At 42.0% G+C, this 12,236-nt stretch carries 10 protein-coding genes; 7 read left to right on the top strand and 3 right to left on the bottom strand.

What is annotated here, in order from left to right:
- Positions 1-46: 46 nt before the first annotated feature.
- Complete coding sequence (locus AACU28_RS18305; protein WP_121603692.1) at positions 47-1,681, bottom strand: methyl-accepting chemotaxis protein; 1,635 nt, start codon at positions 1,679-1,681, stop codon at positions 47-49.
- 328 nt (positions 1,682-2,009) lie between these two features.
- The gene (locus tag AACU28_RS18300; protein ID WP_121603405.1) at positions 2,010-4,334 is read right to left on the bottom strand and encodes an FdhF/YdeP family oxidoreductase; all 2,325 of its coding nucleotides are present in this window, start codon (positions 4,332-4,334) and stop codon (positions 2,010-2,012) included.
- Positions 4,335-4,934: 600 nt separating this feature from the next.
- Here AACU28_RS18300 and AACU28_RS18295 point away from each other — a divergent pair.
- From AACU28_RS18295 to AACU28_RS18280, 4 genes are all read left to right on the top strand, one after another.
- Entirely contained in the window at positions 4,935-5,819 is an 885-nt protein-coding gene (locus AACU28_RS18295) for a LysR family transcriptional regulator (RefSeq protein ID WP_004734714.1), read from the top strand.
- A gap of 89 nt (positions 5,820-5,908) precedes the next feature.
- Positions 5,909-6,739 carry a formate dehydrogenase accessory sulfurtransferase FdhD gene (fdhD, locus tag AACU28_RS18290; protein WP_017108204.1) on the top strand — a complete coding sequence of 277 codons (831 nt, stop codon included), beginning with the start codon at positions 5,909-5,911 and terminating at the stop codon, positions 6,737-6,739.
- A gap of 266 nt (positions 6,740-7,005) precedes the next feature.
- Positions 7,006-7,203 carry a hypothetical protein gene (locus AACU28_RS18285; RefSeq protein WP_125458453.1) on the top strand — a complete coding sequence of 66 codons (198 nt, stop codon included), beginning with the start codon at positions 7,006-7,008 and terminating at the stop codon, positions 7,201-7,203.
- Positions 7,204-7,284: 81 nt separating this feature from the next.
- A complete protein-coding gene (locus AACU28_RS18280; protein ID WP_029224515.1) occupies positions 7,285-8,427 on the top strand; it encodes an amino acid permease in 1,143 nt (380 codons plus the stop codon).
- Between the two features lie 100 nt (positions 8,428-8,527).
- Here the strand turns inward: AACU28_RS18280 and AACU28_RS18275 are convergent, their stop codons facing one another.
- Complete coding sequence (locus tag AACU28_RS18275) at positions 8,528-9,247, bottom strand: EAL domain-containing protein (RefSeq protein ID WP_121603404.1); 720 nt, start codon at positions 9,245-9,247, stop codon at positions 8,528-8,530.
- A gap of 271 nt (positions 9,248-9,518) precedes the next feature.
- Here AACU28_RS18275 and AACU28_RS18270 point away from each other — a divergent pair, with 271 nt between their 5' ends.
- The 3 genes from AACU28_RS18270 (at position 9,519) to AACU28_RS18260 (ending at position 12,228) form a co-directional block, all read left to right on the top strand.
- Positions 9,519-10,439: a helix-turn-helix transcriptional regulator gene (locus AACU28_RS18270; protein ID WP_121603403.1), complete on the top strand. Its 921-nt coding sequence runs from the start codon at positions 9,519-9,521 to the stop codon at positions 10,437-10,439.
- 422 nt (positions 10,440-10,861) lie between these two features.
- Positions 10,862-11,419 carry a fimbrial protein gene (locus tag AACU28_RS18265; protein ID WP_121603402.1) on the top strand — a complete coding sequence of 186 codons (558 nt, stop codon included), beginning with the start codon at positions 10,862-10,864 and terminating at the stop codon, positions 11,417-11,419.
- Between the two features lie 89 nt (positions 11,420-11,508).
- A complete protein-coding gene (locus AACU28_RS18260) occupies positions 11,509-12,228 on the top strand; it encodes a fimbrial biogenesis chaperone (RefSeq protein WP_259462833.1) in 720 nt (239 codons plus the stop codon).
- Positions 12,229-12,236 lie beyond the last annotated feature (8 nt).

Here is a 12,236-nt window from a genome sequence, read left to right as displayed (position 1 = left end):
TCATTGAGCGCTTTTTTGTTGATGTCGGTAGGGGAGTTCTAGCGACCTATGACTGACCTCTATCGTTGGTCTTTGAGTTCGATAAGGTGAATTGGTTGATAAGAGATTCAAGGTGATCAGACAGCTCTTCTAAATCATTACTGATTCCACGAGTCTCAGCCGCAGACTGCGATGTGTTATCGGCGTGAGAAGTGATGGTTTCAACCTTTTGTTGAACATCTTCGGTCGCGTGTGTAGTGGATTGCGTCTGTTGTTGAATATTTTTCGCATGAGCCAGCACTTGTTTCATTTCTTCAACGACACCATTCATTTCAACGGACAGTGCGTCGATATCTGTTGAGCTTTGATGTGCTTGTTCGCAAACGCGATCGGCAGAAGTCAGCGACTCTTCACTGCCTTGCTGAAACTGATGAATGATAGACTCAATACTGCCAGTTGCCTCTGCCGTTCGTGATGCAAGATTTCGAACTTCATCTGCCACTACTGCAAAGCCCCGACCTTGCTCTCCCGCACGAGCCGCTTCAATCGCCGCATTTAAGGCTAGAAGGTTGGTTTGGTCGGCAATGCCACGAATCACACTCAATATTGACGAGACCTCTCCGGTTTGCTCATTGAGTGTCAGTATCTTGTGTTTCACTTCTTCTATGCTACTGACTAGGTTCTTTATCTCATTGCTTGCATCATGTGCTTGGTTCGCACTTTTACAGGCCACATCAGCGGTATGATTGATGAGTTCTGACGCGGTTAAAGTGGCTTGTTCTACATTGACTTGCTGCGCCTGTATCCCTTCGATATTGTTTTGTACTTCAGCGGTTTCGTTTTGTTGATCGCTGGCGGCTTGCTCGGTAATTTGTGCAACACTGGTCAGTTGGTTGGCAGACGCATTCAGTTTGTGCGAGGTGTCTTGTACCCTCTCTAAGCTGTCGGAAACGGTGCCCATGAACGAGTTGATGGAGTTAGCAAGCGTGCCAATTTCATCCTTGCTTTGCTCTGGCAGCCGAGTGGATAGGTTTTTATCACTGCTGACTTGAGTCATAAAGCGAGAGGTTTGTTGAAGCGGGCGAACGATTATCTTACGAATCAATCCCATAGTAAGAACGAATCCGGCAAAGGAGATCACTGCCATGATACCGATCGCTGTCATCGTTTGAGTATTGATCAGCGAGTTGACATGGCTAAGGTTATATTCAAGTCGAATTGCACCTAATACTTCCCCTTCTGGCGCCATATGACATGCCACACAATTGGTGCCGCGATAGTTCTCGCTCGACTTCATAGGCAGAGCAATAACCAAGCCTTTTCCCCAATCGGCAGAAAAGGGTTCGATAACGGTTTCACCCGCTAGCGCTCGTTTATCAATATCATCCACAGGTGTTTGGTTGTCATTGCCAGGCCCGTATAACTTACTTACCGCATCAGCACGCAATACACGAACATTTTCAATGCCTTCTTGAGCTAAGGCTTTCTGACGAAGGGTCTCTTTTTGTGCCATGGTGCCAGTGAGCATCATCATATTGAGGCTATCGAAATAGTTGCTCGCTTTATCGTGAAGTTGCTCACTTAACACTGAGTTTACAAGTTGCTTTTGCTGCGAATATTGAAAGTAGGTCGATATTGCTAATAGAAAAGTGAACACGATGGCGAGGGCCACTAGGATTTTAAAGGTGATTGTTGAGCGCATAAGGTGTTTGTTTTTATTAATTATAATGACGCGCATACTTTACGTGTAAGAGACCCTACCACCTATGAGGTATAACCGATTGTGTGACCACACTCCGGTTGTGGTTATGTTTCTGTGATGTAGCGAGTTTGTGATGATGTTCTTTGGGCGAATGAAAGGGAGTTTATCGTTAAATTTGAAGGGCATGAAAAGCCTAATAAACGTACATGACTTGAATAAACATATTCAGCGGGCTGTCTTTATACTGGTCAAGCGTCATTATTAAAATCCACCTGCCAAAACAGGTGGATTTTTTACTTTTACTTTTACTTTTACTTTCAATTGCCAGTTAGCTGACGGTTGAAAGGGGAATGGCGTCAGAGGTTGATTTCTCTAATCTGATGGCGATAAATTTCGAGGTAGGGGTAAAGGTTCGTTCACCATAGCTGTCTAGAGGAACCAAAGGGTTGGTTTCAGGATAGTAAGCCGCCGCCTGACCCTGTGGAACGTCATAAGCTACCAGGGTAAACCCTTTCACTTTTCTCGTTACACCATCTTCCCAAAGCGACACCATATCGACCTTGTCACCCGGTTTAAAACCGAGCTTCAATATATCGGCTTCATTGATAAACAAAACTTCGCGCATACCAAAGACACCGCGGTAACGATCATTCAAGCCATATAACGTGGTGTTGTATTGGTCATGGGAACGCATGGTTTGCAAGATCAGATCGGGTTTATTACCCCCTTGCAACACCGCTTCATTAATCAGCTGTTTTGGCAGTTCATTGGAGCCAAATTGCGCTTTGCCGCTGAGGGTGTTCCATTGACGATTTGCGGCAGGATTGACTAAATGAAATCCACCCGGATTTTCCAGTTTCTGATTGAAGTCAGTAAAGCCCGGAATCGTATCTGCAATGAGGTCTCGAATATGTCCATAATCTTGAATGACCCAATTCCAATCGATTGGATGGCTGCCTAGTGTGGCATTGGCAATACCCGCGACAATGGCTGGTTCAGAACGTAAATACTCTGATCGAGGTTCGAGCTGTCCGTAAGAGATGTGAACCATGCTGAAGGTATCTTCAACGGTGATGCCTTGTGGCCCATTTACTTGTGTATCGATTTCCGTGCGCCCCAAACATGGCAAAATCAAGGCATCTTGACCGGTAACAAGGTGAGAGCGATTGAGTTTGGTCGAGATATGAACGGTAAGGTCACAATTTTTCATCGCCAGATGTGTGCGAGGAGTATCGGGTGTAGCTTGCGCAAAATTACCACCTAAACCAATAAAGACTTTCGAGCGTTTTTCTTCCATCGCTTTAATAGCTTGTATGGTGTTGTGGCCTACATCTCGCGGGACATTGAAGTTAAAGCGGCGTTCTATGCTATCTAGAAATTGGTTTGAGGGTTTTTCATCGATACCCATCGTACGATCGCCTTGGACATTACTATGCCCCCTAACTGGTGATAGCCCAGCACCTGGCTTACCGACGTTGCCGCGCAACAATTGCACATTGGCTACTTCTTTGATGGTTTGTACTGAATGACGATGTTGTGTTAGCCCCATAGCCCAACACATGATCACCTTTTCTGAACGGCGGTACATGTCTGCGACCATTTCTATTTCGCTTAAAGCTAACCCTGATTGTTCAGCGATATGCTCCCATGTTGTCGCATCAACTTCTGCTAAGTATTCATCAATACCTGTGGTGTGTTCGCTGATGAATTGACGATCAAATATGGCTTTTCCTTCGGTTGCGAGCGCATCACGTTCCCATTGCAGCAAATATTTAGCCATCCCACGAAAAACTGCCATATCGCCACCTAATGCAGGTCTTAAATACGCGGTATTGGTTGGTTTTGAACCATTGCTTAGCATTTCAACCGGAACTTGAGGATTTTGGAAGCGTTCAAGTCCACGTTCTTTCAATGGATTGAAACAGATCACCTGAGCGCCGCGCTTTACCGCTTCACGCAATGGTTCAAGCATGCGGGGGTGGTTAGTGCCTGGGTTTTGCCCGAGCACAAAGATCGCGTCTGCTTGTTCAAAGTCGTCAAAAATCACGGTTCCTTTGCCCACACCGACCGTATCTTTCATGCCAATTGCACTGGCTTCGTGGCACATGTTTGAACAGTCAGGGAAGTTATTTGTTCCAAACGCACGGACGAAGAGTTGGTACAAAAACGCCGCTTCATTACTGGCTCGACCCGAAGTGTAAAATTCGGCTTGATGTGGCGAGTCGAGTTGCTTCAAATGCTTGGCTACGAGCGAAAAGGCTTCGTCCCACTCGATAGGAATATAGTGGTCGGATGCTGCGTCGTACTTCATCGGATGGGTTATTCGGCCTTGGTATTCCAGCCAGTAGTCTGTTTGTGATGACAAGGATGTTACGCTGTGTTCAGCGAAAAACTCAGGATCCACAAATCGATTTGTGGCTTCCCAGTTCACGGCTTTTGCACCGTTCTCACAGAAGTTCACTTTACTGCTGTGTGGGGATTCACCCCATGCGCATCCCGGACAATCAAAACCACCGTTTTGATTCGTTTTAAGCATTGTTCGAATGTTTTTGATCGCGTTTTCGCTGCCCCACCAACTCTTAGTGACGGCTTTTAACGCCCCCCAACCACCAGCAGGACCTTTATATTTTTTTATCTGTTCTTTTTGGCTCACAACTGCACTCCTCACACACGGGAACGGCAGTAAACAAGGGAACCGGTAAAAACAGGCGCGTTATAAAAATAAGGCGGGAGTAAAACGGTTTTGATTATTTGGTATCGATACCTGTTTACTGCTTTGAATATTTAGAAATAGACTGGCTAATTGTTTGCCATGATCTAAATCAAAGGTTATGCCGTTAAGGGGCGGTGCGTCCAATTGATATTGCCGACTAAGTGATAAATAGAATCTATCATGGCGAGTAAATATGGAAAGTGTCGCTTTTGTCACAGTGATAAATGGACTTGTCACAGTGATAAATAAAATTTATTAGTCAGTGCGATGTGAGCTCTATTTTACGAGAGATTCGTTGGACAGCCTTGATATAGCTGAGTCTCCCGTGATAGTTGCTGTCTATCACGCTATAGATAATTTAGATTTGACCTATATTTAAATTAGGCATACTTTGATTTAAATCAAAAATACCGTTGTTATTTTAGCTGTTGCTTTACAGATTGAGCTATTTCCCGTGATAGGTATTTTCAATCACAGAGAACCGTTAATGTACGACGAACGCGAAGAAGACGCTTCATTTCAAGGCTTTACTAATCATTCATGGATATAAAACAACTTAAGTATTTAATCGCTTTAGATCAAACGAAACATTTTGGTCAGGCTGCGACACTTTGTCATATTACTCAGCCTACGTTGTCGATGAGGATAAGGCGTTTAGAAGAAGAGTTAGACCTCGAGTTGATTTCAAGAAGTCAACGTTTTGAAGGGTTTACCGAAGCGGGTGAGCGTATATTGGCTTGGGCAAAGACCGTCTTAGCGGCTCATGACGGTTTACAAGCCGAAGCGGCTAACTGCCGTGGCCAACTGGTCGGCTCGCTAAGAGTTGGCATGGTGCCTTTAGCCAGTCAAAACCCGATGCAGTTGATTAAGCCTTTAGCAGAAAAATTCCCTGAACTTCGCTTTCAAATTTTGTCGATGACATCTGAGCAGATCATAGACCAGCTCAATCGTAACCAACTTGATTTAGGCATGTGTTACACCGACCAGATCAATACGGCTTATTTTGACGTTATAGAAATGAACTCGACGGATTTAGGCATTCTGTATGATAGCCGATTCTTTGATTTTGCTGAGTCGGAAGTCTTATGGGAATCACTCAATAGCATTCCTTTGGGGCTTTTGTCTAAAGGCATGCATTATCGTCATTCGATTGATTTGAGCTTCGGTAGTAAAGGCCTAGTTCCGCAGACTTTGATTGAAAGTAACTCTACGTTTCACCTGATCCAAGCCGTCACTAGTGGCCTATGCTGTGCTGTTATGCCGCTTAACTCTGGATTGGAAGAGCTCAATGAACAACTGCGTATCGTACCGATAGAAAAAGCCGTGGTGCATTCGCCTCTAGGTCTACTTAAGCGTAAACAAGAACCTTATTCGGCACTCACTGATCAGTGCTTTGCTGAAGCAAAACACTTGTTTAATCAGTGATGTTTGTTTAACCAGTGATATTTATTTAATCAGTAACGTTTTCAGTCTGAGTCGATATCGTCAAGCTGACCGTCTTTCCGGGTGATTTTATGAGATGTATAACTCAATCCTATATTGAACTGCCTGATTTTAATCAAGCGCCTCCACAGCCCAATGCCATGAGCTATCGAGAGCTTACGGGCTATAGTATGGTGGTGGATGCACCTCTGGCAAACGAATCGGCATTGGCGATCAGTTATAACGGGATCAGTCAGGCGGTTATGATGGTGACGCCTGGCCACATGGAAGACTTTGTGCGCGGTTTTAGTTTAAGCACCGGCATCATAAAAAGATTCAGTGAAATTCGTGATATTGAGATTGGTGGTAATGGTGAATCTCATTTCGCACAAGTAGAAATCAGCAATCGCGCTTTTTGGGACATGAAAACTCAGCGGCGTAACTTGGCTGGAACCACAGGTTGTGGTTTGTGCGGTGTTGAGGCGCTTGAACAAGCACTTCCGGATTTGGTTCCATTGCCATCGTCATTACCACCCAGTCCACTGGTTTTTCAGGGGTTGAGAGGGCGAATTGCCGAACATCAAAAAGCAGCCAAAATATCCGGTGCTTTACATGCCGCTTTGTTTGCGAATTCGAAAGGTGAAATTTCACTTTGTCGTGAAGACATCGGCCGCCACAATGCTTTGGATAAATTAATAGGGGCAATGGCCGTGAACGAGATCAACCCTAAGTCGGGTTTCGCCATTATGACCAGTCGTTGCAGTTTAGAGCTTATCCATAAAGCCGTGCGTGCTGAAATCGCAACCTTGGTTTGTTTGTCGGCTCCGACCTCATTGACGGTCGAATGGGCAAGACGTAATCGCTTAAATCTGATTCACTTACCCAACAGCAGTCCACCTCGTTTATATAGCCCTGCGCCATAAATGCAATGTTTTCGTTTGGATAAGAAGAGAAACCATTGTGTCTCTCTTTGGTTTTTATTATAAATGATTATTGTTTTACGCGGTTTGGTGGTTAATTTGTATCCAAATGGCTATTTTGTTCAATTTAATAGCAAAAAATGTGGTTATAGCGTTGTGTTTCAAAGCTCATTCGATAAGATGAAAACACCTCTAATGACAGAGGTAGGGCAGCAACGGATACGCTGCTTCAAATACTATGGAATGTGACTTAATTATTGGACACATACATGAAATTCAAGATTACATCACCGATTATTGAACCTACGGAAGGTTCACCACATCAGTTAACGCAAACTCACGCTTCTCGTTTTACCTCTTTTAAGACAAGCTCCCCTTTGAACACCTTGTTCGATCACGTCTCTGCACGCTTCTTTACCGTTTATCGCTCCTATTGTTATTCGTTTTATAACTCTATTTCTATCTGAACTCCTTTGTCATCCGCTCGATGTACGAAGACTCATATCTATAAAAACTAAACAAATAAGTTAAAAACAATGAATATTAAAATGATGGGTAGCTCCCTAATTATCGCTGGTACCGCTCTCGGTGCTGGTATGCTTGCGATCCCAATGGTATTAGCTCAATTCGGATTGCTTTACGGCACACTGCTGATGGTACTGATCTGCTTCGGTACGACTTACGCAGCATTATTACTTCTAGAAGCGACCATCAAAGCGGGTGGCGGTCTAGGACTAAACTCAATTGCCCGAAAAACCTTGGGTAAACAAGGCCAGCTACTGACTAACGGCTTGCTATACGCGCTATTGATTTGCCTATTGATGGCTTACATTTTAGGCGCAGGTGATTTGCTGAGTAAGTTACTGTCTAACTTTGGCGTTGAACTCACCGCGACCACGAGCCAAGTCGTGTTTACGTTACTTGCTGGCGCTGTAGTCGCAAGTGGCACCGGAGTGATTGATAAGCTCAACCGCGCATTGTTCTTTGTGATGCTAGCAAGCTTGTTTGCAACCATGGTGTTCTTAGCGCCGAGCATGACTCAAGAAAACTTGATGCAGGTAACCAGTCATGACCACGTTGATCTAATCAAAACCAGTGCCATCCTGTTTACGAGCTTTGGCTTTATGGTTGTGATTCCAACCTTGGTTTCTTACAACCACGAAGCGACAGACAAACAGCTACGTAACATGGTGATCGTCGGTTCTCTGATCCCATTAGTGTGTTACTTATGTTGGTTGTTTGCGGTAGTGGGTAACTTGAGCGAAGAGCAATTCAGAAGCTTCAAGAACGTATCAGATTTGATGGCGGCGTTTGAGGCTCAGTCTCCTTGGGTGGGTAACGTTCTGTCTACCTTCACTGGCTTGGCGTTGCTGACCTCTTTCTTTGGTGTGGCGATGTCTTTATTCAACCAGAACAAGGACATGTTCAACCAAAACACCGCAGTAACGTACTGCATTAGCTTTATCTTGCCGTTGGCGGGTTCATTGCTTGCAGCTGACAAGTTCCTACAAGTGTTGAACTACGCAGGTATCATCTTAGTGTTTTTGGCTGTGTTTGTTCCTCTGGTTATGGTTCACAAGCAGCGCTTCATGAAAGTAGCGGAAGACAGATACAGCGCTGAAGGTGGCCGACCAATGATGTTGTTCTCATTATTGTTTGGTTGCTTCTTACTTATCTCGCAAGTGATTTAGCAAACCAATTTGGTCGGTTGAATCAATCAGTCACCAAGCTTCATCTGCAAAAGCTTTAGATACAAAAAAGGAACGCATATGCGTTCCTTTTATTTGTTGATTAGCTCAGTTCGCACTCAGTGTCAAAGAAAAACCCTTGAACAGCCGTTGGTTTGATATTCTTGAGAAAATCAATATCTGATTGGTTTTCAACATTTTCTATGATGATTTTTTCACTAGGGTTCTGGAATCTAAATAGTGCCAATTTATTTTCCTCTTCTTCATTCTTCGGTGTTCTTATCTTTATATAGCTATATATACCTTGTTTGAACTCTTCATTGCGATAATCACCAGAGTAGATATCAAAGTCATCTATGGCTAAAGGAATATCCATTATATTTAGCAATTTCAATCCATCAGAAACTCTCTTACATTGTGGGCATGTATCTCTTTCTGTTATCTCTATAACTAAGTTAATCGAATTTTTCTTCAGCACGTTTGATGCTTTTTTTAATTCGCTCAATAGATAATAATCACATAAGTTGCTACGTTCTAGGTTAATAAAAAGTGACTTGTTGGATAGTTTTTCTTTTGTGTCCTTTTTATTAATTATAGTGTTAATAACACGCTTCATCATTCTTCTTACTGAATTTGGGTGTTTTACATCATTAGAAAAAACGAGCTTACGTTCACTTTCAGATAACTTACTGGAATTGATCAGAACCTCATAGCCAACAGGCTCGTATGAAGAGAAACAGTTAATTTCTTGAATTTTATAGTCGACGTTTACAACAGAGTGACTAATTATTTTTTCAGATAATTCAAAGATAAACCTACACATATTCTATGACTTCCTCGTGATTTTTGGTTCTAATCAAATTTGTTATGAAAGAATGTTTGAGGTATAAATTTTACGTATATTTTTGTGTAACCTACAGGGCATTAAGTGATAGTTTCTTGTTTGTAATGCTCCTTGTTAATTGTGTTGAATTGTGATAACTGTGCAATCCTGCCCAAATGTGAATCAATATCACTTTGGGAATTGATGCAACTTGACTCTGGAGTTTGAGTTGTCTAGAACTAGTTAAGTCTACAATTATTTGGTTAATAACATGTTTGGCATTGCGCTGTTAAGTTATCGGAATAAACATGAACTAAGCCAAGAGGATATGGTTGATTTGCTTGTTCAACTTGACAAATCCTTAATGAGTTTAGACCGTGTGACGTATTCAAGGTGGGAAAGGGGGGTTACAAATCCTTCGCTTAGTAAGAAATATATAGTTTTAAAAAACTTATATTTGTTTGATGCACTTTTTCAAGAGTTGGAAGCTGGCAATGAAAATGAAAAGCTTAACCAGCAATCAGTTCTCAATAAAAGATACACTAACTCGCGTTTGGGAGTTGATGCTCTTTACCATAGAAAAAGCAAGCAAGTACGTTATATAGTGACGGAGAGCTTGAGCTCTGAGGAATACGATTTTTTCAGTGATTATGGAGAAAAAGTTTATGACCACAAATTGAGTTTCGAAGGAGCTAGAGAGTTCAATGCTAAAGCATTAAATAACTTTCACTACACGTTCTATGATGACAAGAATCTATTGATAGGGCATATGTTTTGCCATGTAACAGTGAAAGAGAATGTCATTGAACTAATACCACCTCTCGAAAATTCCACTACTGTCAAAGAAAACGAGAAAGTTCTTTTTGTAGGAAATATCTATTCAACCTCTCAAAGAGTTACCTTAGTTCAATTTTATTTCATTAAGGAACTACTAATCTCCGATATAGATATTGGTTGTGTTTACACACAGGTTTTTCATGAGGCGATTCTTCGTTTTTTCCAATTGCTAGGAGGTAAAATTGTGAGTAAAGGAGAGCCGTCTGATATGGGGGTGTCTTATAAAAACAAAAAGTATAAATGGATTGGTATCGTGATGTCTTCTGAAAGTTTTATAAAATATAACGCACTAACACCAATAGATAAGCCCGTTTACTTGAACAGACTAGACAATGAAGAACATATGATTGGATGAGGATTGACTACTAAGAAGGGTGTGCGAGAGCGTTAGTGCATACTCTTCTCTTTAATTGAACTATCATCACACAATCTTATTTAGTCCTTTTCTTTATTCTAATTACCTTAAAGCTTCGCTCCTGCAGCACTCTGTCAAATCTCAGATACATTTAGTCTATTTCTATAGGAATAGGCTAAATACTCACACCTACTGCTTTATAACGCAGCTATTAACGCACTTCCGATCGCAAGTCAAGTGCACGGATTGTGAATTATACTTCTCTAGTGCCATGTGCAAATCGATTACTAAAACTTATTATAGCCCTGCTTTCAAATAATACCTGCAATAAGTTATGACTTCATTGTGTTTTTATTGAAAGCCAATACTTTTAATTTGAGATTTACAGCTTGCCTACTTTAAGCTGAATAAGGAATATATATATGAAATATCAAGCTCCATTGCTGGTGACTGCGTTGTTACCATTCTTTGCTCTAAATTCTGCGCAGGCAAGCCAAGGTACAATTACATTCAATGGTCTAGTGACGGCATCGACTTGTACTGTCTCTGTTGATGGTCAAGGGAATGACTCTACCATTACATTACCTACTGTTGATGCTAAAACGTTAGCTAATGCGGCTGATACCGCTGGTCGAACGGCTTTCTCTATTGAACTGTCTGATTGTACGATGTCGACAAGCCCGGCAGATACACAGGTTTCTACCTTTTTTGAAGCAGGACCAACTGTTGACCTTGCGACAGGTCGTTTGAACAGCTCTGGTGTTGCAACCAATGTCCAATTGCAAATTCTTGATGCCGACAGCACGGCAATCAATGTCGGTGATTCGTCTCAAATTGCCGATAACGATTACCAAACTATTACAGGTACATCGGGCACAGGTACCGCGACGCTGAACTACGGTGTTGAGTATTATGCGACGGGTCAATCTACAGCAGGTACTGTGATTAGCTCAGTAGTATATTCAATGCAATACAAGTAATGCTCTATTGGGAATATAGGAACCATCGCGTTTCTATATTCCCGACAGAATGGATAACGTTCATTATAAATAATCTTTTAGAGGTCGTAATGTATTATTTAAACTGCATGAGAACAGTCACAGTTTTGTTGTTGGGTTTTATTATATTCAGCGCACAAGCCGGTGTGGTGATTAATACAACAAGGGTTATTTATAATGAAGGAAAACGTGAAACATCCGTCAGATTAACCAATACGGACGAAAAACCTTTTCTTGTCCAAAGCTGGATTGATACGGGGGATGATAATGAAACACCGTCCTCGATACAGGTACCTTTTGTTATTACCCCTCCGATTAATCGAATTAACGCGGGTAAAGGACAAAGTGTTCGGATTTTTTATACCGAAGGTGAATTAAGCAAAGATGAAGAGTCGGTATTTTGGCTCAATGTATTGGCAGTGCCTTCTAAAAGTAAAAAAGCCAGTCAAGAGAATCACTTACAAATGGCTTTTCGGACTCGGATAAAGTTATTTTATCGCCCTTCGGTATTAAAAGGCAGTTCAAGTGATGCGGTAAATCAATTGATATTCAATCCAGTTGCCAGTGGTTTAAAGATAGATAACCCAACGGGATACCATATCTCGATAACAAATGTGTCTGTGAATGTTGACGGGGTGAAGTATTCGACCGAAGGAACGATGATTTCACCGAAAAGCACGAAAGGGTTTTATTTTGATAACCTAAAAAATATCCCGAAGGGCAGTGAAATAACTATTTCCTATATCGACGATTACGGCGCTCTTAACGTTTATAAATCAAAGCCTAAATAAGCCCACTA

Origin of the sequence: Vibrio sp. SBT000027 (assembly GCF_963894355.1) — a bacterium.
In the GTDB taxonomy this organism is placed as follows: Bacteria; Pseudomonadota; Gammaproteobacteria; order Enterobacterales; family Vibrionaceae; genus Vibrio; species Vibrio splendidus.
The sequence above is the reverse complement of the archived record's forward strand: the minus strand, read 5'-3'. Positions and strand labels throughout refer to the sequence as shown.

Excerpts from the sequence above, each read along its gene's own strand:
- AACU28_RS18305 (WP_121603692.1), bottom strand. The coding sequence starts at position 1,681 with ATGCGCTCAACAATCACCTTTAAAATCCTAGTGGCCCTCGCCATCGTG.
- AACU28_RS18295 (WP_004734714.1), top strand. The coding sequence starts at position 4,935 with ATGGATATAAAACAACTTAAGTATTTAATCGCTTTAGATCAAACGAAA.
- fdhD (WP_017108204.1), top strand. The coding sequence starts at position 5,909 with ATGAGATGTATAACTCAATCCTATATTGAACTGCCTGATTTTAATCAA.
- AACU28_RS18285 (WP_125458453.1), top strand. The coding sequence starts at position 7,006 with ATGAAATTCAAGATTACATCACCGATTATTGAACCTACGGAAGGTTCA.
- AACU28_RS18280 (WP_029224515.1), top strand. The coding sequence starts at position 7,285 with ATGATGGGTAGCTCCCTAATTATCGCTGGTACCGCTCTCGGTGCTGGT.
- AACU28_RS18275 (WP_121603404.1), bottom strand. The coding sequence starts at position 9,247 with ATGTGTAGGTTTATCTTTGAATTATCTGAAAAAATAATTAGTCACTCT.
- AACU28_RS18270 (WP_121603403.1), top strand. The coding sequence starts at position 9,519 with ATGTTTGGCATTGCGCTGTTAAGTTATCGGAATAAACATGAACTAAGC.
- AACU28_RS18265 (WP_121603402.1), top strand. The coding sequence starts at position 10,862 with ATGAAATATCAAGCTCCATTGCTGGTGACTGCGTTGTTACCATTCTTT.
- AACU28_RS18260 (WP_259462833.1), top strand. The coding sequence starts at position 11,509 with ATGTATTATTTAAACTGCATGAGAACAGTCACAGTTTTGTTGTTGGGT.